33 protein-coding genes are annotated in these 16,282 nt (G+C 69.2%); 2 read left to right on the top strand and 31 right to left on the bottom strand.

Annotated elements, in window-relative coordinates; all coding sequences use genetic code 11:
- Nucleotides 1–26 precede the first annotated feature (26 nt).
- The 12 genes from ACZ5NW_RS36520 to ACZ5NW_RS36465 form a co-directional block, all read right to left on the bottom strand.
- The gene (locus ACZ5NW_RS36520; protein WP_468748349.1) at nt 27–491 is read right to left on the bottom strand and encodes a hypothetical protein; all 465 of its coding nucleotides are present in this window, start codon (nt 489–491) and stop codon (nt 27–29) included.
- Nucleotides 492–511: 20 nt separating this feature from the next.
- The gene (locus tag ACZ5NW_RS36515) at nt 512–1,612 is read right to left on the bottom strand and encodes a hypothetical protein (protein WP_468748348.1); all 1,101 of its coding nucleotides are present in this window, start codon (nt 1,610–1,612) and stop codon (nt 512–514) included.
- 21 nt (nt 1,613–1,633) lie between these two features.
- On the bottom strand, nt 1,634–1,822 hold the full coding sequence (locus ACZ5NW_RS36510; RefSeq protein ID WP_468748347.1) for a hypothetical protein: 189 nt from the start codon (nt 1,820–1,822) through the stop codon (nt 1,634–1,636).
- Complete coding sequence (locus ACZ5NW_RS36505; RefSeq protein ID WP_468748346.1) at nt 1,822–2,136, bottom strand: hypothetical protein; 315 nt, start codon at nt 2,134–2,136, stop codon at nt 1,822–1,824. The genes ACZ5NW_RS36510 and ACZ5NW_RS36505 overlap by 1 nt, the downstream gene beginning before the upstream one ends.
- Nucleotides 2,106–2,282, bottom strand: coding sequence for a hypothetical protein (locus ACZ5NW_RS36500; protein ID WP_468748345.1), 177 nt, complete (start codon nt 2,280–2,282; stop codon nt 2,106–2,108). The genes ACZ5NW_RS36505 and ACZ5NW_RS36500 overlap by 31 nt, the downstream gene beginning before the upstream one ends.
- A 38-nt stretch (nt 2,283–2,320) precedes the next feature.
- Entirely contained in the window at nt 2,321–2,641 is a 321-nt protein-coding gene (locus ACZ5NW_RS36495; RefSeq protein ID WP_468748344.1) for a hypothetical protein, read from the bottom strand.
- Nucleotides 2,641–2,844: a hypothetical protein gene (locus ACZ5NW_RS36490; RefSeq protein WP_468748343.1), complete on the bottom strand. Its 204-nt coding sequence runs from the start codon at nt 2,842–2,844 to the stop codon at nt 2,641–2,643. The genes ACZ5NW_RS36495 and ACZ5NW_RS36490 overlap by 1 nt, the downstream gene beginning before the upstream one ends.
- Before the next feature lie 59 nt (nt 2,845–2,903).
- On the bottom strand, nt 2,904–3,116 hold the full coding sequence (locus tag ACZ5NW_RS36485) for a hypothetical protein (protein ID WP_468748342.1): 213 nt from the start codon (nt 3,114–3,116) through the stop codon (nt 2,904–2,906).
- A 166-nt stretch (nt 3,117–3,282) separates the two neighbouring features.
- Nucleotides 3,283–3,564, bottom strand: a complete 282-nt coding sequence (locus ACZ5NW_RS36480) for a hypothetical protein (protein ID WP_468748341.1) — start codon at nt 3,562–3,564, stop codon at nt 3,283–3,285.
- The gene (locus ACZ5NW_RS36475; protein WP_468748398.1) at nt 3,561–3,758 is read right to left on the bottom strand and encodes a hypothetical protein; all 198 of its coding nucleotides are present in this window, start codon (nt 3,756–3,758) and stop codon (nt 3,561–3,563) included. The genes ACZ5NW_RS36480 and ACZ5NW_RS36475 overlap by 4 nt, the downstream gene beginning before the upstream one ends.
- Before the next feature lie 41 nt (nt 3,759–3,799).
- Nucleotides 3,800–3,997: a helix-turn-helix domain-containing protein gene (locus tag ACZ5NW_RS36470; RefSeq protein ID WP_468748340.1), complete on the bottom strand. Its 198-nt coding sequence runs from the start codon at nt 3,995–3,997 to the stop codon at nt 3,800–3,802.
- 217 nt (nt 3,998–4,214) lie between these two features.
- Nucleotides 4,215–4,967, bottom strand: a complete 753-nt coding sequence (locus ACZ5NW_RS36465) for a GntR family transcriptional regulator (protein WP_468748339.1) — start codon at nt 4,965–4,967, stop codon at nt 4,215–4,217.
- A gap of 264 nt (nt 4,968–5,231) precedes the next feature.
- Between ACZ5NW_RS36465 and ACZ5NW_RS36460 the strand changes: the two genes are divergently transcribed.
- A complete protein-coding gene (locus tag ACZ5NW_RS36460; protein WP_468748338.1) occupies nt 5,232–5,525 on the top strand; it encodes a hypothetical protein in 294 nt (97 codons plus the stop codon).
- A 168-nt stretch (nt 5,526–5,693) separates the two neighbouring features.
- Nucleotides 5,694–6,083, top strand: a complete 390-nt coding sequence (locus tag ACZ5NW_RS36455) for a hypothetical protein (RefSeq protein WP_468748337.1) — start codon at nt 5,694–5,696, stop codon at nt 6,081–6,083.
- Nucleotides 6,084–6,356: 273 nt separating this feature from the next.
- On the opposite strand, the gene ACZ5NW_RS36450 is transcribed toward ACZ5NW_RS36455, so the two are convergent.
- The 19 genes from ACZ5NW_RS36450 to ACZ5NW_RS36360 form a co-directional block, all read right to left on the bottom strand.
- Nucleotides 6,357–6,839, bottom strand: coding sequence for a hypothetical protein (locus tag ACZ5NW_RS36450; protein ID WP_468748336.1), 483 nt, complete (start codon nt 6,837–6,839; stop codon nt 6,357–6,359).
- Nucleotides 6,840–6,946: 107 nt separating this feature from the next.
- The gene (locus ACZ5NW_RS36445; RefSeq protein ID WP_468748335.1) at nt 6,947–8,821 is read right to left on the bottom strand and encodes a DEAD/DEAH box helicase family protein; all 1,875 of its coding nucleotides are present in this window, start codon (nt 8,819–8,821) and stop codon (nt 6,947–6,949) included.
- A 140-nt stretch (nt 8,822–8,961) separates the two neighbouring features.
- The gene (locus ACZ5NW_RS36440) at nt 8,962–9,600 is read right to left on the bottom strand and encodes a hypothetical protein (protein ID WP_468748334.1); all 639 of its coding nucleotides are present in this window, start codon (nt 9,598–9,600) and stop codon (nt 8,962–8,964) included.
- A gap of 37 nt (nt 9,601–9,637) precedes the next feature.
- Nucleotides 9,638–9,805, bottom strand: coding sequence for a hypothetical protein (locus ACZ5NW_RS36435; RefSeq protein ID WP_468748333.1), 168 nt, complete (start codon nt 9,803–9,805; stop codon nt 9,638–9,640).
- A complete protein-coding gene (locus ACZ5NW_RS36430) occupies nt 9,802–10,080 on the bottom strand; it encodes a hypothetical protein (RefSeq protein WP_468748332.1) in 279 nt (92 codons plus the stop codon). The genes ACZ5NW_RS36435 and ACZ5NW_RS36430 overlap by 4 nt, the downstream gene beginning before the upstream one ends.
- Nucleotides 10,077–10,322, bottom strand: a complete 246-nt coding sequence (locus ACZ5NW_RS36425) for a helix-turn-helix domain-containing protein (RefSeq protein WP_468748331.1) — start codon at nt 10,320–10,322, stop codon at nt 10,077–10,079. The genes ACZ5NW_RS36430 and ACZ5NW_RS36425 overlap by 4 nt, the downstream gene beginning before the upstream one ends.
- Nucleotides 10,319–10,507 carry a hypothetical protein gene (locus ACZ5NW_RS36420; protein WP_468748330.1) on the bottom strand — a complete coding sequence of 63 codons (189 nt, stop codon included), beginning with the start codon at nt 10,505–10,507 and terminating at the stop codon, nt 10,319–10,321. The genes ACZ5NW_RS36425 and ACZ5NW_RS36420 overlap by 4 nt, the downstream gene beginning before the upstream one ends.
- A 2-nt stretch (nt 10,508–10,509) precedes the next feature.
- A complete protein-coding gene (locus tag ACZ5NW_RS36415; protein WP_468748329.1) occupies nt 10,510–10,857 on the bottom strand; it encodes a hypothetical protein in 348 nt (115 codons plus the stop codon).
- Entirely contained in the window at nt 10,857–11,105 is a 249-nt protein-coding gene (locus tag ACZ5NW_RS36410) for a hypothetical protein (protein WP_468748328.1), read from the bottom strand. Before ACZ5NW_RS36410 ends, ACZ5NW_RS36415 begins: the two co-directional genes overlap by 1 nt.
- Nucleotides 11,102–11,491, bottom strand: a complete 390-nt coding sequence (locus tag ACZ5NW_RS36405; protein WP_468748327.1) for a hypothetical protein — start codon at nt 11,489–11,491, stop codon at nt 11,102–11,104. The genes ACZ5NW_RS36410 and ACZ5NW_RS36405 overlap by 4 nt, the downstream gene beginning before the upstream one ends.
- 64 nt (nt 11,492–11,555) lie before the next feature.
- Complete coding sequence (locus ACZ5NW_RS36400) at nt 11,556–11,936, bottom strand: hypothetical protein (RefSeq protein ID WP_468748326.1); 381 nt, start codon at nt 11,934–11,936, stop codon at nt 11,556–11,558.
- Nucleotides 11,933–12,229: a hypothetical protein gene (locus tag ACZ5NW_RS36395; RefSeq protein WP_468748325.1), complete on the bottom strand. Its 297-nt coding sequence runs from the start codon at nt 12,227–12,229 to the stop codon at nt 11,933–11,935. The genes ACZ5NW_RS36400 and ACZ5NW_RS36395 overlap by 4 nt, the downstream gene beginning before the upstream one ends.
- The gene (locus tag ACZ5NW_RS36390) at nt 12,226–12,531 is read right to left on the bottom strand and encodes a hypothetical protein (protein ID WP_468748324.1); all 306 of its coding nucleotides are present in this window, start codon (nt 12,529–12,531) and stop codon (nt 12,226–12,228) included. The genes ACZ5NW_RS36395 and ACZ5NW_RS36390 overlap by 4 nt, the downstream gene beginning before the upstream one ends.
- Nucleotides 12,528–13,106, bottom strand: coding sequence for a hypothetical protein (locus ACZ5NW_RS36385; protein ID WP_468748323.1), 579 nt, complete (start codon nt 13,104–13,106; stop codon nt 12,528–12,530). Before ACZ5NW_RS36385 ends, ACZ5NW_RS36390 begins: the two co-directional genes overlap by 4 nt.
- 25 nt (nt 13,107–13,131) lie before the next feature.
- On the bottom strand, nt 13,132–13,440 hold the full coding sequence (locus ACZ5NW_RS36380; RefSeq protein ID WP_468748322.1) for a hypothetical protein: 309 nt from the start codon (nt 13,438–13,440) through the stop codon (nt 13,132–13,134).
- Between the two features lie 51 nt (nt 13,441–13,491).
- Nucleotides 13,492–13,992: an NUDIX hydrolase gene (locus ACZ5NW_RS36375; RefSeq protein WP_468748321.1), complete on the bottom strand. Its 501-nt coding sequence runs from the start codon at nt 13,990–13,992 to the stop codon at nt 13,492–13,494.
- Between the two features lie 52 nt (nt 13,993–14,044).
- A complete protein-coding gene (locus tag ACZ5NW_RS36370) occupies nt 14,045–14,263 on the bottom strand; it encodes a hypothetical protein (protein WP_468748320.1) in 219 nt (72 codons plus the stop codon).
- Complete coding sequence (gene dnaB, locus ACZ5NW_RS36365; protein ID WP_468748319.1) at nt 14,263–15,648, bottom strand: replicative DNA helicase; 1,386 nt, start codon at nt 15,646–15,648, stop codon at nt 14,263–14,265. The genes ACZ5NW_RS36370 and dnaB overlap by 1 nt, the downstream gene beginning before the upstream one ends.
- Nucleotides 15,615–15,932 (bottom strand): hypothetical protein, encoded by a 318-nt coding sequence (locus ACZ5NW_RS36360; protein WP_468748318.1) that lies wholly within the window; start codon nt 15,930–15,932, stop codon nt 15,615–15,617. The genes dnaB and ACZ5NW_RS36360 overlap by 34 nt, the downstream gene beginning before the upstream one ends.
- Nucleotides 15,933–16,282: the final 350 nt, after the last annotated feature.

The following is a 16,282-nucleotide window of genomic DNA, read 5'->3' as shown; positions in this document are numbered from 1 at the left end:
CCTTCCGGGCGCTGCGGGTGGGTGGGTTACAGGCCGCCGAGGACGCTGCTCAGGGAGGCGACGCCTGAGTCGGTGATCTGGTCGGCCATGCCGCCGATGACGGTTCCGGCGAGGGCGACGCCGAGGAGCGCGACGACGACTGCATCGCCGATCTTGATGTGGTGGCCCCTCACCCGGAAGAACACGACGGTCCCGAGGAAGAGGATCGCGACGACACCGACGCCTACGCCTACTTCGCCGCTGGCGGACTGGGTGGTGATCTGCTGGTTGACGCCGGTCTGCTGCCCGCTGATCGGCGACTGGAGCTGGGCGCCAGTGCCGCCGGCGGGGGCGAGGCCGGTGCCGATGCCGGGCTGGGTGTCGGTCTTGGCGATGGCGACGACGGTCGCCTCGTGCTGCTCGGTGACGGCACTCGCCGTGGCGGCGGCGCCGCCCATGAGGGCGATGGTGGCGGTGGTCGAGACGGCGATACGGCGGACGGTGCGGTTCATGGCGGTGGTCTCCTGTCGGATTAGCTGTGGTGGCCGTTGACGGTGGCGAACTGGCGGGCCGTTTCTGCAGCCTGCGACTTGGCGAGGGGGTGGAAGGGGACGGCGTCGCCCTTGCTGCGGCGGTGCGGTGGGGGCTGCCTGCGGGCGGCCTTCTTCGGCTTCTCAGCAGGCTTCGTGGAGGAGGGGGGGAGATCGGTTACGACCTGCGACTTTCCGTCGCTCTCAGTGGCGCCGATGGTGACAGGATGGAGGATCTCCAGGAGGCGGCCTCGGGTGCTGACCGGGGAGCCGTTCGCGGCGTCCATCGCATCAGCGAGAGCCTTGCGGGAGGCGAGGGCTTCGGCGTGCAGCGCGGGCATCATGCCGAGCTTTCTGGTGCCGTACTTGATCTCCCACGCGGAGGCGAAAGCGTCCTCGAACGCCAGCGACCCGAACGGCGCCGCGGACACCAGCCGCTCCGCCAGCTCGACGACCTGCTTGTGGTGCGCGCGCCGCGTCCGCTCGTGCTTGTCCCGCGCCTTCGCCTCAGCCCGCCGCTTCCGCTCGCCGGCGTCGAACGTCAGCGTGGTGACCCACTGGCGGACCTCGAAGAACAGCGGCCCGAGCAGGGTCACCGCGGCGAGCCCGTAGCCGACGGCCGCACCTGTCTCCATGCCGTACCCGTAGTTGATCCATGCGGCGTACCCGGCGGCGCTCATCGACAGCCCCCGCAGCAGCCACCGCACCCACGCGGGGAGCCTGCGGTCGTCGGCGTAGGCGACGCCGGCGGCCATCACCCACGCGGCGCCTTCGAGGGCGAACGGAAGGGGCAGCAGCATCAAGCTGATCGACACGAAGTGCACGACCTGCGCGGGCAGGGAGGCCAGCGCCGAGGCGGTGACGAGAGCCAGAGTGCCCTTGCGGTAGACGTTGCCGGGGGTGAGGGTCTTCTCGCGACGGGCGGCTCGGGCCTGGCGGCGGGCGGCGCGGTCGCGGCGCTGCTGCGCTTTGACCTCGCGCTGCTCTTCACGGTCCCGACGGCGTTCGTTGCGGCGCAGCATGGCCTCGAACTCGCGGTCCTCGCGCCGCTGCTGGGCATCGGCGGCCTTGTCGGCACGACGCTCCTCGAACCAGCTGCTCACAGTGATCGGTGTCCTCTCGGGTCAGGAAGCGGTGACGCGGGCGCGTCGGTACAGGCGGGTGGATTCGCCCTGGCGGGGCGGCGGGTCGGGGCTGATCCCGTTGAAGGTGCTGCCGCCGGGTCCCGTGGACTGCCAGGCCCGGACGGGCTTGGGGCCGCGGTTGTCGTCGGTGCGGCCGGCGCCGCCCTCGGTCTCGTTGCGCCACGGCATCAGGCGAGCGCCTTCTGATTGCGGTACCAGGCGATTCCGGCGGCGAGGGCCCAGGCAGGTCCGGGGACGATGGCCAGGACCGCGGCCAGCCCGGCGAGCATCAGGGCGACCGGTGCGGCGGCGGACGGCCACAGGCCGACGACGAGCAGGTACAGGGCCAGCAGCGGCCAGCGGAGCTTGCGGAGCATGGCGACCTCTTCGGGGTCGTAGCGGATTGGGTGGGGGTGGCGCTGCGTCAGTTCTCCGCCCGCCAGGACCGTCGTCCTGGCGGACAGACAGCCGGTCAGCAACCGCGGCAGTTGGGGTCGGCGCACGGCTTGTACTCGCGGCCGAGGACCTTGCTGGTGACCTTGTTGGCGGCCTTGCCGCCCTTCTCTCCGCCGATCTTCATGCCGGTGGTGATCACGGCGGCGGCGACAGTGTCGGCGGCGTCGGCGGCCTTACGGCTGAACAGGCCCACAATGGACTCCTCTCGGGTTGGTTGGCGGGTTGGGCGGGTCAGTGGCTCTTGCACTTGCCCTTGGCGCATCGAGTGCAGCCGGTGTCGATCTGGCGGCGGACGGGGGCGATGACGGCGTTGGCGACGGCGTCCCCGGCCTTGCCGCCGACGCGGTGGAGGACGGCTGCGGTGTTGTCGAGCTTCTCGGCGGTCTTCTTGAACAGGCCCATGACGGGCTCCTCTCGGGCCGGGTGGGTGGTGGGCGGGTCGACCAGGTCGGTTTCCTGGTAGGGGTCGGGGGCGTCACGCCGCCGCCCGCAGAACTGGCACACCTCGGCGGTGTCCTCGTTGTCCTGGCAGCAGAGGCCGCACTCCCACATCAGGCGGCGTCCCCGAGGCGCGCGCCGTAGAGCTCGTCGACCAGGGACGGAGCGCCCGGGTTGGCCTTGTCGTAGTCGATGGCCTCGGAGATCAGGTGCACGCGCACCGTGAAGTTCGCGGAGAGGTACCGGCGGATCAGCTCGGTGCGGTACGCGGCATCCGACGGAGCGGTGGGGATCAAGCTGAGAGACAGAACAGACATGGTTGTGCCCTTCAAGGGGTGCAGTGGATTGGGGGTCAGGCGGTGGGAGGTGGCGGGGGCTACGGAAGCTCGGTGTAGGTGAACTCGACAAACACGACCTGGTCGGGGCGGCAGTTGAACTGCTCGGCGGTCACTTGGGCGATCGCGCTGCGGATCTCGTCCGCGGTGGCGGGCAGAGCGGTGTCGATGTGGCCGTTCCGGGTGGCTCGGCCGGTCGAGCCGTTGGCCGGGAACTCAAGGAGCGCGTTCACGGCATAGCTGTGCTGAGACATGAGCCCTCCTGGGCGAAGTCATCGGAGTTGGTGGCCGCGCCGCCGGGACGGGGGGATTGTCAGACCGGCGACGCGGCGGTCTAGGGGTGCTACTTCGGCAGCGGGTGCTTGCTGCGCTCGTTGACGCGGCGGAGCTTCTCCAGCAGGCGGGCGAGCTCGGCGTCGGTCACGGCGTCACCAGCCGGAGGGACGGCCGGCCGTTGGCCTGGTAGTTGACGAAGCCGGTCGCGAGCCGCAGCCCGGTCTGCACGTCGGTGGCGGACAGGCGGATCAGCCGGTCGCCCTCGGGCGCCTCGGTCACCGAGCGGATCACCGCTTCGGCCGTGGCCCGCGCAATCATGAGACGCTCGGCCTCGACCAAGCTCACGGCCATACGGGTGGCCCCGTTGTGGTTGGCCAGCTGCCGCTCGATACGGCGCCACTCCTCGCTGCTCAGCTGGAAAGTCATCGGGCCACCACCACGAGGTAGCTGTCCGACGCGAGGTCCATGACGACCTCGGCGGCCACGCCCTCACGGCGCTGCTGCTGCGCGAACTCCTCCGCCGGCCAGCTGCCGCGCGGGGCACCCGCCGGGAACCGCTCCAGCACGGTGCGCTGCGGGCGGGACGGCTTCCCGGTGCGGACCGGGCCTTGGGCGGCCACGTGGGCGGCAACGTCGGCGGGCGAGTATGTCGCGGTGGTCATCAGGCCACCTCCTCATTGGTGGGGGCGATGACGGACTCGCAGAGGTATGCGTCGACGGCCGACTCCCAGCAGCGGAATCCGCGGCGACGCTTCTCGCCGGAGCCGAGGCGCATCGCCTCCAGTCGTCCGCTCTCGGCGAGGCGGTAGACGGTGGCGACGTGCACCTGCAGGCGCTCGGCAACCTGCTTGGCGTTCAAGAGCTGATTGGCTCCTGAGGTGCTTGGGGGCTGGGCTTCGGTCTTCACGCGCACTCCAACGGCTATAGACGACTCCTTCGAAGGAGTTCCGACATGGACAACCATGGCACTCCTTCGAAGGAGTCGTCAAGCTCGCTGAGTCAACTGAGTTCGCAGCGTCGCGGGCACACGCAAAAGCCCCCGCAGATGGCACCTGCGGGGGCGATGAAACGTCAGGTCAGAGCTTGAAGTCGTACTCCAGGATGTACTTCGCGGCGTCGAGGGTCATCTCGTTGACCTCCAGGACGACGCCCGCCTCATCCTTGACGGTGCGCTCGATGAGGATCACCGAGACGCCTGCACCGAGGCCGAGCTGTTCAGCCTCATCCGGCATGGCAATTCTGGCGCGGAGCCGCTCGGTGGCTTCGACTGGACGTCTTCCCACTTCCGCGAGCCGGGCGTAGGAGCCGCCCGGGCCGGTGTTCAAACGATCGACACCCGCTTCGGCTGCCAGATCGGCAGGAAGGTACGAGGTAGCCAGCTGGAGGGGGCGGCCATCGAGCGAGAAGACGCGACGCCGGCGGCACACTCGATCGACACCAAGCACGGCCGCAACGTGGTCGGGGGCCAGTTCGTCCGGTGCGACGTCGACTTGCACTTCTGGCTCGCGGTTCTCTAGGTCGACGCTCCAGATGGAGTGGCCGGACTCCCAGACGTCGCGAGAGAGGCGCTTCTGTGCGTTGCGGATGATCTTCTTCGGATCGAGGACGTAGACGCCCTTGCCCTGCCTGCTCGCAGCGAGTCCTTCAGCCTTCAGCAGGTCGTATGCCTGCCTCACGGTCGACCGCGCGAGGCCGCGCCCCTCCATGAGGGTCGCTTCGCTGGGCAGCAGTTCACCAGGGGGCAGTGCGCCCGACTGGATCTGGGCGCGGAACTCGGCAGCGAGCTCCCTGTACAGGAACCGTCCCGGCTCCCCCTTGCGTGGTGCCACTGGTCCTCCTCGATCGACTTCTTCGAAGATGTTAGCTACCTCTTTTCAGTCACTGCGAAGTGGGCGAATTCTGCGACCCGCTTGACTCCTTCGAAGGAGTGGGTGCACGGTAAGTGTGCCAGCCGCCACACACCCCCGAACAGGGGTTGGGTGCGTAGGGCTGCGCACGAAAACGGCCGGACGGTTGCCACCGTCCGGCCGAAGAACCAGCGGGTCGCCACCCGCCGACAGCAACTCAATCCCAGCAGAGATTGGAGTCTGCCCATGACTGTAGCGCAGGGCTGCACCATTCCCCAGCGAAAGCCGTCGGTCGACCGCCTGATGGACGCCCCTCTTGACGACCTGCTCGCCGAGTTCGGCGTGGCCGTCTCGGTGCTCGACTGCGAGCCCGGATTCACGGGCGGCGCAGCGATCCGCGGGGACGGATCGCTGCTCTTCGTTCGCCCATCGGGCCGGCCGGAGGCCGAGTGGGAGATGGTGGCGCGGTCGATGCTGGGGCGTGCACTGGGGGTGCCGCTGCCGGAGCTGCCCGACCTGTATCAGTTGACCGAGCTGTAGCTGTTCTCCTGGGGCCTCACCCGTGCGCCGGGTGGGGCCCTCAATCGCACCGGCTTGGGTCTCCTGTACCGCATCCACGCGGGCCTCGCCGACACCTTCTGCCCAACGTCTTCCCTCTCACTCCTACCCTCGTAGACTGGCCACCGCCACCGCCGAAAGGACTGCCCCATGCGCCCCGCGGATTTCCGCGATCACCTCGTTGACCTGCTGAAAAACTCGTCTGACGTGCAGCGGGTGGAGGTGTTGGAGAAGGGCCCGCACCCGTATGCGCTGGCGGCTACGGTCGCTGGCCGGGAGTCTCGCTGGCAGGTGATCGGGCAGCTGGCCGATGGCGCCAAACACGACGCTCCGACGCCTCCAGTGCAGGCGGGTCCGCCCGCGTTCGTTGCGGCCCCAGCAACCGGGTCGCTGGATGCGTGGCTGGCTGGGCTCATTGGCGCGTCGGAGCCGGCCGATACGGAACGCATCGAGGTGTGGTCGTCTCGCGAGGACGAGAGCAGCGCGGGGCTGACCGTGTTCTTCCACAATGGCGAGCGCGCTTTCGTTCGCCTGGTTTAAGCCCTGTTCGCTTCCTCGCTTCGGGCGCATTGTGTGATTGCGCGATCTCATCGAGTGAGGGGGCATTGTGAACGGTCAACGGTTCGACCCGGGCGAGTTAGCCGGGACCTGTCCGGAGTGCGGGGCGGGGGTGGGCTCGGAGCCCGGAACGCCAACGACGATGCATCAGCGGAACGGCACCGGGACGGAGACCTGCCCGGGGAGCGGCCAGCCCGCCGCGTGACGACACACGAAGGCCCCCGATCCGCCATGCGGATCGGGGGCCTTCGCATTTCAGTCCTCGTCGGTGAGGAGCTTGACAAGCTCCCTCACCTGTTCCGGCTGCAGGTTTCGACGGAGCGCCTTGGCGGCGTCTGCGGCGCTCGTGACCGGGATGCTTATCTTCCGCTTCCGGAAGCCTGCCTTGACCATGGCTGCGTGAGTGGAGAGGCGGCCGGCGAGGACTGCGGCATGCAGGTCCGGGCGGTCCTTACGAAGACGACGGAGGCCAGCCTCCTTGGAGGTGCCCGACGGGGCGGCCTGGTCCGCAACTTCTTGTATGTTATCCAAGAGGTCCGTCCGCCTACCCTGACGCCCGCTGAGCGCCCTATCGAGCAAGTCGCTAGCGACCGGATCATCCGCCACGATCTTCCGCATCAGATCCACCGTGGCGCCGAGCCCAGCTGTCGGCGGGGTCGTCACAAAGTCGATGAAGCGCTCATACTCGACGAGCCTCCCCATCGGGGTAACGAACGCCCGCCAAGCTTCTTCCTCCATGACCCGACGTAGCAGGGCTGGAAGGTCCGCCAAGCCGTTTCCAGTTGAGCGGATGCCGCTGCCCAACGCCTGTACCAACACAGCGTTCGCTTTCGGTGAGCGTGTCGTCATGCACCCTCGATCCACCGGTCGAGGACGACAAGCCGCTGACTGAGGGTGTCGATCGTGGCCTGGTCGATCGACCGCTCGCCGAATGCCCGGTTGAGCTCCGCATGAATGTGGCTGTGCGGCTTACGCGTCATGCGACTGAGCTGACCGACCTTGCGCTTGATGAGGTTGCGAACCTCCAGCTTCCGCTCAGACAGGGTCTGCTCGACTTGCGGCTCTGGAGCGGCGCCGGGCTTGGCGCTCGTCCCGCTCAGCCTGAGGAGACGAGCGATGGCCGAGGGCTCGGTGCCGGGCGGGAGACCAGCTTGCTGGCCGAGGCGTCGGGCGTGCAGGAGTTCCGACTCGTCGAAAGCGTCGCCACTGTTGATCGTAAACGCGTGGGCGGCGGTGGATGAGCCGATGACCTCCGGGACCCTGGGAAGCGCCCGCTCAGAACCTTCGCCTTCGGCTGTCGCCTGGCGGACCTTGCTCTCCTCATCGGCGAGGACAGCATCGACGGTGCGCTCGATCGTGGCAGCGAAGCCGAGAAGCTGGCTGATGGAGGGAATGAAGACACGGGCGCACATGTCGTCCTCGTCACCCTGCTTCCGGACACAACGGCCGACGACCTGACGGAAGAACATCTCCGTTCGGATGCGGGTCGCGTAGACGATTACGCCGATCCGCGGGATGTCAACACCCTCGGAAACCATCTGCACCGCGACGAGCCACCGGGAGTCACTCTTGCTGTAGTTCTCGATGACCTTCGACGCGGCCGGGTCGTCGGAGACGGCGATGTCGACGTGCTCCCCGGTCTGGCGGCGGAGGATCTCGGCGTAGGCGTGGGCGGCGGCCTGGTCTGTGGCGACGACGAGGCCGCCACAGTCGGGCTTGTCCATGCGCATGAGTTCGAGTTCGTCGTGCGCTCGGACAAGCACGGACGGGATCCAGTCGCCAGCTGGATCGAGGGCCGCCTTGAGTGCGGCGGCGATGGTGCTCTGGTCGGTCTCCGACAGTTTCTGGGCCATCGGGTGCTCGGAGGCGAACCGCCATCTAGCCTCGCCGTCCATGGCGGGGAAGGCGACCGGCCGGACGACTTCTTGGTCTTGGAGGGCCATGCCGTAGTCGTAGTTGACGTCCGCTACCACGCGCCGGGCGGCGTCGTAGTTCAGGAACGGGATGGCCTTCTGGTCACTGCGGAACGGGGTCCCGGAGAGTGAGAGTCGCCTGTATGCGTCGCTAAAAGCTTCCGATAGTGCGGTGCCCCAGGTGAGGTGCTCAGCGTCGCCGGCGTGGTGGACTTCGTCGAGGATGACGAGCGTGGGCTTGCGGGGATCGCAGGCGAGCTTGCGCCACAGGAGGGAGCTGGCAGCGACGGACTGGTAGGTGGCTACGACGCCATCGAAGTCGCGGGCGATTTGCTGGTTGCGGTTGACGAAGTTGGAGTCCAGCTTGATGCCTGCCCTGCTGGCCGACTTGGCCCACTGGCCGCGAAGGTGGGCGGTGGGCACGATGACGATGATGTTGGAGATCTCACCCCTGTCGATCATCGCCTTGGCTGCCTGGACCGCGAAAGTGGTCTTGCCAGCGCCGGGGGTCGCAACCGCCAGGAAGTCGCTGTTCGTGCCGAGGAACTTACGAAGGCCGTCTTCCTGCCACTTGCGAAGCCTCATGTGTGTGGCGCCTTTCTGCAGGTTGCATTGGGGGCAGAGTGCCTGCCCGTTGAGGATTTCGGTGGGCCCGCCAGCGGAGTACGGCTCGACGTGGTCTCCATGCCAGCCGGGCTCGAGTTCCGTTCCGCAGGACTGGCAGATGCCGTCCGCGGCGAGGTAGAGCGCGGTCCTTTCGGCGCTGTTGAAGCGGCGCCGCGGGTCGTGCAGCGGTGGTTCGGTCACCAAGAGTCCCGTCTTCTGGGGCCGTCTTTGGCCAGGAGGTAACCGGATATTCACCATTCTGACGGCATGAAGGGTTGATGAATATCCGAATCTGATGAAGTCACAATTCGCCCGCCTGTACGGCTACTTACCGGTACGGATCATGCCGCCCGCCGTTCGGCGAGCGGCAACTGGAGCGCCTCCGAGTGCCCGTACTGCGCCCAGCAGTTGCGGCATTCGAAGCCGTCGGTGTCGATGGTGACGCTGGTGGCGGTGCCGCAGGGGCATTCGACGGTGATGGTGCGGGGCTTCCGCTCCCCCGTGATGATCGCCTCGGCCTGGCGGCGGATCTTGCCTATCTCGTGGGCGCATTCGTCGAGCGCCGGGTGCCGGGATGCCGCGCGGGTGAGGTTGCGGCGGAGGGTTTCGACGGCCTGGTCGACGCGGTGCTGGAGGCGGCCGCCGCTGCCGTGAATGGCAAGCCCGTAGGTGGCCCAGTCCTCGACCCAGGTTTCCAGCGTGGACACGATGCCCCCGTTGGCGGTGAGGCTGAGGATCTCCAGGTCGGGCGGGACGCCGCGGCCGGGGGTGCCGGAGACGGCGGCTCCGTCGCCGCCGCGGCGGCCGGGCTGGATGCGCAGGCACAGCCGGGCGTACAGGCCGGCGGGTCCGGCGATGGCGCGCAGGTCGCGGTCGATGCGCTGCTCGCAGATCGAGCAGATGAACCGGCCGGCCTCGTGGTCGAGGAGCTGGCGGGGGCAGATCACACAGCGGGGCGACGGGGCGTCGTCGTCGTACACGGGTGCTCCTTGCTGGGCGGTGCGGCGGGGCGGTGGGTTACAGGTAGTCGCCGACAAGTTGGACGTCTTCGATGCGGGCGAGGGACCAGGCGGTGAGGCCTTGGCCGCGTATGTCGCGCCAGCGCGGCTCACACGGTTCGTGGAGCCATTCGGCGCCGAGGTCGCAGAGCTCGTCGAAGGTGAGCTGGCGGTCCGGGGCAGTCACGGCTGGCTGCCCTTCTCGGCGTCCCACCAGCGCCGGTCGTTGGCGGCACATTCGGCAACGGACGGGCCGGCGTTGTGGGCGTCCTGACCAGCGTTCTCGATGGCCTGGAGGACGCCCCACGCACCGATCCCGCGCGCAGCCTTCCTAGCAGCGGCGAGCTTGGCTTCGGCCTCGGCGAGCCTCGCGATGAGCTGGTTGTATTCGCTGACCAGGATGGGCAGGGCGGGCTGCCCGTCGATGGTGCAGCCGTAGGCGGGCTGCTGCTGGCCGGTCATGCGGCTGCCTCTCGCTGCTGGTCGGGGATGTAGATCTGGTGGACGCCTAGCTCTCCGACGGCGAGTGCGATGGCGACGGCTTGAGCCCGGTCGCTGGCGCCGAGGCGGTGGTAGGCGCGGGCGAGGAGATTGCTGACGGCTTTGGGTGTGGTGCCGAGCCAGCCGGCGATTTGGGTGTTGGTGTTGCCGTTGGCTGCGTGGAGGAGCACTTCGCGCTGTCGGCGGGTGAGGTCGCGGCTCACGGTCGTCTCCCGGGTCCGGGTTGGCGGGGGATGCGGCCGCGGGTGTCGAGGATTCCGTCGGCGCGGGCCAACAGGATGAGGGCGCGGCGGAGGACGGATCGCCAGGGTTCGCGGCGGCGGGCGTAGGCGGCGAGGATCTCCGCGCACCGGTCGTCGGGCTGCCAGCGCAGCGGCGGCCGGGTCACGATCATTTCTCCTTGGGCTGTTGGGTGACCCGCAGTGAGGGCCGCTTCCCGGTCGGGCGTTCGAGGGTGACGGTGTAGCCCGCGGTCCGGAGCGCGGCGGCGTAGCGGTCGAGGTGGTCGGTTTCGTCGGGGCCGTCGTGCCAGACGCGGACGGTGGTGGGGCTGGCTTGGGTGGTGCGGTGTCCGGCCCTCCAGGCGGGTCCGGTCAGGGAGTTGGTGTGGCCTCGGGCGGTGAGGGCGCGGGCGATTTCTGCGGCGGTGACACGGAAGTGCACGGCTACTCCTGGGGTCTGGTCAGGCGGGTTGAGTGCGCCGGCGGTGTAGGTGCGGGCCAGCGTGCGGGCGGCCATCACGGCTGCTCCTCGGCTGCGTCCGCCTCGTCGCGGATCTGGTCGACGGCGGCGCGGACGATGCAGTCCTTCGCCTCCAGCAGCTTGCGCAGACCGGCCGTCAGCTCCGGGCCGTCGGGCAGGTGGTCGACGATCTCGTGCGCCAGCTCGGCAAACGGCGCGCTGAATTCCTGGAGGCGCTCGGGCAGGTGGCTGTACTCGAAGTAGCGCAGCAGGTGCGTGGTGCTCGGGTGGCGGTTCTCGGTCATGACGGGTCTCCCTGGTGGCCGGTGAAGGCGTCGGTGTCGAGGAGGTGGTGGAGGCGGGTGGTGAAGCGTTCGCCGAATTCGGGGCCGATGCGGTGGGCGAGGGCGAGGAGTTCGGTGACGAGTGCGGCGGCGCCGTCTTCGTTGAGGAGGTAGAGGTTGCGGGCGCGGTCCGGCGTTTTGTTGATGCGGCCTTCGAGGAGCATCGCGAGGACGGGGCTGCCGTTGCTGGTCTCCATGAGGCAGACGTCGCTGTGGTCGAGGAGGACGGCGTTGGTGATGTCGACGATGACGCTGTTGCGGTCGTGGGGTCCGCCGGGGCCGGCGATGTCGCCGCCGGTTTTGCGGGGGTCTCCGCTGGTGCGGCGGCCGGTCTTCTTGCGGGTCATGGTGTGCTCCGGTTGTGGTGGGTGTGCCTGGCCCGGCCGAGGACCGGGCACAGGCGGCGGGCGGTCAGGCGGGTTGGGTGTAGTGCAGGCCGAGGGCTTGCCGGACGCCGTCGTACTGCTCGTTGGCGTCGCTGCTGCGCTGGATCTGGAAGTCGATGGGCAGCCCGGTGCGGATGCGTCCGAGTTCGCTGATGGCGGCGCACAGGAGCGACCACTTGCCGTCGCAGCGGCCGGGCTTGACGTGGTTGGGGAAGAGCGCGTCGAACTCGTCGTCGGGGAGCATGAGGCGGACGTCGACGTCCCGCCACTGCTTGCCGACTGCGGCCGAACCGACGAGGTAGGGCAGGTGGCCGAATGCTTCGTTGATCTCGCGGCCGAAGGCGTTGAGGTGGAGGACGGCTGGCATGCCGACGCCGATGGCGCCGGTCTTGCGGGTGTCTGTCATGCGGCTTCCTGGTAGTCGTGGTCGTCGCGTGCCCATGAGGGGGCGTGAGGCGCTGTGCGCCCGTCTGCGGGCCGTTCATCTCCTCCGGCGTCGCGAGAGTCGCGGAAACGGGTCTGCGGCGCTCTGAGCGCCCGCCAGGCGCCGCGACAGGCCCGCCACGCCCCGACCGCCACCCACACCGTGACGGCGAGCACCGCATACAGGGCGCACGTTGCGGCGAGGGACACGAGCACGATCCACACCACCAAAGCCCAACCGAGGCTCAGCGCGGTGTCGATGGCCTCGGCGATCACGACGCGCCTCCCGTCTGCCGCTTGGCCACCCAGTCCGGGTCGATCTGCACGGCAGGGCTGCGGGGCGGGGGCGGGTCGTTGCGGTGCTGCCAGGCGTGCCAGCCCTGCACGGGGTGGGCGATCAGCCAGCCGATGTTCTCGGCGGACAGGACGGCCCAGACGGTCCACCAGCGGGCGCTGTGGCGGCGCGTGGATCGGTCGTACTTCTGCCAGTTCGCCCAGTTGGAAGCACGGCGTGCGGGCCGGGCCCGGCCAAGGAGGTAGCCCCCGGCCAGGCTGACGGTGATGGCGAACACGGTCACGACTGCTGCGCCCCGCCCTGCCGCGCCCCGGCGGCGGGCTGGTCGGCGTCGATTGCGAGGAAGTACGCCTTGCCGTCGCTGCTGCGGCAGTACGCCTCCCCGTGGCCGAGCTTGCGCGCGCACGGCGGGTACTCGTTGCCGCTGATGTCCCGCGTCCGGCCGCACGCCTCGGTGTCGGGCTGCGTCTCGTCGGCCATCCGACGCAGCAGGGTGGCAGCGTCTGCCCAGGCGTTCTGTCCGGCGAGCGCGGCCTCCACCGGATCGAGGGCGGCCACGGCGTCGGCGGCTTCGCGGAGGACGGCGGCCCGGCTTGTGGGCTCGGGCAGCACCGCCAGCACCGCGTCGGCGAGGTCGAACTCCGTGGCGGCGAGCAGTGAACCGACCGGTCCGCCCCACGGCTGCGCGGGTTCCATGGGCGCCTGCTTGATGCGTGCGATGAGTGCTGCGGCGATGCGGTCGCGGAGGGCGGTCTGGTCGGCAAGGTACGCCTTGGAGTTCTCGACGGCCTGGCGGTCGCCAGGCGTCCAGCGGGCGCGCGGGTCGTTGCCGCAGCGGCGGGGGTTCGGGTCGGTCATCGGGTTCTCCGTTCGGGGCGGCTGGTCAGGCAGACGGAGCGTCGGGGAGCCAGTGCACTCGACGTTGCTCGTCGAAGTGCATGGCGTGCTTGGTGGTCAGGGAGCACGTGTAGGGGGCGCCGCCCTTCGGGTCGGGTTCGGTGGCGGTGCAGGGGACGGCAGGAGGGCCGTCGGTGAGGATGGTGCGGATGCGGGCGGTCGCTGCCCGGATGTCCGGGTCGGTGGTCACGCTGTCGATGGCGTCGCATTCCGCGCGGATCGCTGCGGCGGTGGCGGCGGCATTTTCAGCTGCGGCACCGCGGGCGTGAGCGTGGCGGCGGGGCTGGTCGGTCATCGGGGGGTCCTTCCGGGTTGTGGTTGGGGTGCGGCGGGATGGGGATGCAGGTCAGGCCGGGGTGCGGCGGTCGATCGCGGCGACCCAAGCGACGGCTACTGCCGCGACCTGGACCAGCTCGGCGCGCAGGCGGGCCGGGTCGGACTCGGCGAGCGCTTCGAGGACCTCCTCGGCGAGCACGAGCCGCCATGTGGTCCCGCCCTCCTCGGCTGCGGACTGGCACGCGAGTTGGGCGTAGTGCGCAGCCTGATCGGCGTGGCAGAGCATGCCGACGATGGCGGCCGTGCGCGGGCCGGTGCCGTCGGGGTGGTTCTGCTCGCCCCACTTGGCGTCCTGCCGCTCTCGCTCGGCTTGGATCTCGGCGAGGACTGGCGCGTCGGGTCCGAGGGTGCGGCCCATGTAGGCGGACACGGCGAGGACGAGTTCGGCGACCAGGTCGTCGGTGCCGCCGAGGCCGTGGTGGACGGGGATGGTGGAGACCTTGTCGGCGATGAGGGTGGCGAGCGGCTTCAGTTCGGCGAGTTGTTCGGGGGTGAGTTGGCGGGTGGTCATGGTGTCCTCTGTGGGTGTGTTCGGGTTGGTGTGGTTGCGGATGGGTGGTCAGTCAGGCGGTGCGGTGGGTACAGGGCGGGGGGGTGGGGCCGGTGGCGGCCGTACCGCACGGCCAGGCGCCCGGTCGGGCGATGTGGTACTTCGGCTTCTCGTCATCGGGCTTCGGCTCCGGTGGCTGCGGCGTCTTCCCGGCGAGTTGGGTGAACAGGGCGACGAGGGAGCCCTCTTCAGCGCGTATTGCGGCGACGTCGTCTGGACGGATCCCGTCCATCAGGTGTCTGCCATGTCGCAGAACCGGCTGTAGTGCAGCTGCGCGGCGACGGTGACTGTCGACCGCGGGCCGGCCCGGTGCTTCGCCACAATCAGGTCGGCCTCGCCGGCGCGCGGCGACTCGTCCTCGTAGGCGTCTTCTCGGTGCACGAGGATCACGACGTCGGCGTCCTGCTCCAGCGAACCGGACTCGCGCAGGTCGGACAGCATCGGCTTCTTGTCGGAGCGCTGCTCGGGCCCGCGGTTGAGCTGGCAGAGGACGACGACGGGCACGTCAAGCTCCTTGGCCATGAGCTTGATGCCGCGGCTCATCTCGGAGACCTCGACCTGCCGGTTCTCGGGCCGCTTCTTGCCGGCGCTGTCGAGGAGCTGGAGGTAGTCGATGACGACGAGGCCGAGGCCGGTGGCCTGCTTGATCTGGTGGCAGCGGGCCTTGATCTGGGAGACGGTGCGGTTGGGGGTGGCGTCGATGGTGAGGGGTGCGGCGGTGAGCACCTGCATCTGGTTGGCGAAGGCCGCCCAGTCGTAGTCGGTCATGATGCCGCCACGGATTTTGTGCAGGCCGATCTTCGCTTCGGCGGAGATGATGCGGTGCTGCACTTCGCGGCGGGACATCTCCAGGCTGAAGAAGGCGCCGGGGGTCCTGTCGCGGAGGCAGGTGGCGCGCAGGAAGTCGACACCGAGGGTGGATTTTCCGAGGCCGGGCCGCCCCGCCACGATGATCATCTGGCCGGGGTGGAGCCCGTGCAGCAGGGAGTCCAGGTCCTTGAAGCCGGTCGACACACCCATGGCGCGGCCCTCAGCCTGGAGCTTCTCCAGCTCGGCGACGACCTCGGGCAGGTCCTCGCCGAGGAGCGCGGAGTCGGCGTCCTCCTGCGCCTTGAGTACGCCGGCGAGTTCGGCCTGGGCGGCGTCGACCGCCTGCTGCGCCTCGCCTTCGCCGCTGTAGCCGATCTCGGCGATGCGCTGGCCGGCCGAGGCGAGGCGGCGGTAGGTGGCACAGTCGCGGACGATCTCCGCGTAGTAGGCGGCGTTCGCGGCCGTGGGTACGGAGCGCACGAGTTCGCTGATGTAGACGGGTCCCCCGACCTTGGTAAGGACGCCAAGCTCGCGCAGGTAGTTGGTGATGGTGATCTGGTCGGCGGGCTCGTTGCGGTGGTAGAGGTCGATGACTGCGCGGAACACGGTCTCGTGCTGCGGGCGGTAGAAGTCCTCGCCGCTGAGGATCTCGACGACTTCGGTGATGGCCCGCCTCGACAGGAGCATGCCTCCGAGGACGCACTGTTCGGCGTTGAGGTCCTGCGGGGGGATGCGCTCGAAGGTCTCGTCGTCCACTGCTGGTGTTCTCCGTTTCAGGCGGCGGTGCTGGTCATGTCGGGGTGGCATTTGGGGCAGGGGTGGCCGTTGCCCTGGTCGTCGTAGACGAGGCGCAGGCGTGCTTCGCGTTCTGCGGCGCGGGCTCCGTCGGCGCATTCGCCGCACCAGGGCGGCAGCGGGGCAGTCGGGCGGGGTGGGGGCTTCTTGATCCGGCGCGGGAGGTCGCCGATGCGGATCCGCAGGATCTGCGAGTGGTTCCTGACGCCTTCCGGTTTCTCGGTGAGCTTCGCTACGAGTTCGTCGTCGAAGTCCCATCCCTGCCGCCGGGTCATGGCGAGCAGTTCGGGCGCCATGGCGGTAGCGGTGCGTGGGCCGACGGTCCAGGGGGTTGGAAGGCCTTCGAGGAAGTCGACTGCTGCGGTGGCTGCTTCGTCGTCTTGCTGCTGCCTTCGGCTGCCGAGGTCGGCCGGTGGTGCGGGGTCCTGGCTCGCGCTGGAGGGGGGAGGGGATGTAGGGGGAGGGGTAGGGGGAGGTTCTGACCCCGCCTGGCGGGGTCCTGACCTCCCCTTAGGGGAGGTTGTGACCTCCCCTGGCGAGGTCAGGACCTCCCCTTCCCCTTCGTTAGGGGAGGTTGTGACCTCCCCTACGAGGGAGGCGGGGAAGCGGTAGCGGCACTGCTTTCCCGGCAGGGCGTAGACGGGCC

This window comes from Streptomyces sp. NPDC032126 (assembly GCF_055580085.1).
The sequence above is the reverse complement of the archived record's forward strand: the minus strand, read 5'-3'. Positions and strand labels throughout refer to the sequence as shown.

Bases quoted from the DNA above. Each gene is read 5' to 3' on its own strand.
- ACZ5NW_RS36520 (WP_468748349.1), bottom strand. From the start codon at position 491: ATGAACCGCACCGTCCGCCGTATCGCCGTCTCGACCACCGCCACCATC.
- ACZ5NW_RS36510 (WP_468748347.1), bottom strand. From the start codon at position 1,822: ATGCCGTGGCGCAACGAGACCGAGGGCGGCGCCGGCCGCACCGACGAC.
- ACZ5NW_RS36495 (WP_468748344.1), bottom strand. From the start codon at position 2,641: ATGTGGGAGTGCGGCCTCTGCTGCCAGGACAACGAGGACACCGCCGAG.
- ACZ5NW_RS36490 (WP_468748343.1), bottom strand. From the start codon at position 2,844: ATGTCTGTTCTGTCTCTCAGCTTGATCCCCACCGCTCCGTCGGATGCC.
- ACZ5NW_RS36485 (WP_468748342.1), bottom strand. From the start codon at position 3,116: ATGTCTCAGCACAGCTATGCCGTGAACGCGCTCCTTGAGTTCCCGGCC.
- ACZ5NW_RS36480 (WP_468748341.1), bottom strand. From the start codon at position 3,564: ATGACTTTCCAGCTGAGCAGCGAGGAGTGGCGCCGTATCGAGCGGCAG.
- ACZ5NW_RS36460 (WP_468748338.1), top strand. From the start codon at position 5,232: ATGACTGTAGCGCAGGGCTGCACCATTCCCCAGCGAAAGCCGTCGGTC.
- ACZ5NW_RS36455 (WP_468748337.1), top strand. From the start codon at position 5,694: ATGCGCCCCGCGGATTTCCGCGATCACCTCGTTGACCTGCTGAAAAAC.
- ACZ5NW_RS36450 (WP_468748336.1), bottom strand. From the start codon at position 6,839: ATGGAGGAAGAAGCTTGGCGGGCGTTCGTTACCCCGATGGGGAGGCTC.
- ACZ5NW_RS36430 (WP_468748332.1), bottom strand. From the start codon at position 10,080: ATGACCGGCCAGCAGCAGCCCGCCTACGGCTGCACCATCGACGGGCAG.
- ACZ5NW_RS36415 (WP_468748329.1), bottom strand. From the start codon at position 10,857: ATGGCCGCCCGCACGCTGGCCCGCACCTACACCGCCGGCGCACTCAAC.
- ACZ5NW_RS36410 (WP_468748328.1), bottom strand. From the start codon at position 11,105: ATGACCGAGAACCGCCACCCGAGCACCACGCACCTGCTGCGCTACTTC.
- ACZ5NW_RS36405 (WP_468748327.1), bottom strand. From the start codon at position 11,491: ATGACCCGCAAGAAGACCGGCCGCCGCACCAGCGGAGACCCCCGCAAA.
- ACZ5NW_RS36400 (WP_468748326.1), bottom strand. From the start codon at position 11,936: ATGACAGACACCCGCAAGACCGGCGCCATCGGCGTCGGCATGCCAGCC.
- ACZ5NW_RS36385 (WP_468748323.1), bottom strand. From the start codon at position 13,106: ATGACCGACCCGAACCCCCGCCGCTGCGGCAACGACCCGCGCGCCCGC.
- ACZ5NW_RS36380 (WP_468748322.1), bottom strand. From the start codon at position 13,440: ATGACCGACCAGCCCCGCCGCCACGCTCACGCCCGCGGTGCCGCAGCT.
- ACZ5NW_RS36375 (WP_468748321.1), bottom strand. From the start codon at position 13,992: ATGACCACCCGCCAACTCACCCCCGAACAACTCGCCGAACTGAAGCCG.
- ACZ5NW_RS36370 (WP_468748320.1), bottom strand. From the start codon at position 14,263: ATGGACGGGATCCGTCCAGACGACGTCGCCGCAATACGCGCTGAAGAG.
- dnaB (WP_468748319.1), bottom strand. From the start codon at position 15,648: ATGCCACCCCGACATGACCAGCACCGCCGCCTGAAACGGAGAACACCA.
- ACZ5NW_RS36360 (WP_468748318.1), bottom strand. From the start codon at position 15,932: ATGGCGCCCGAACTGCTCGCCATGACCCGGCGGCAGGGATGGGACTTC.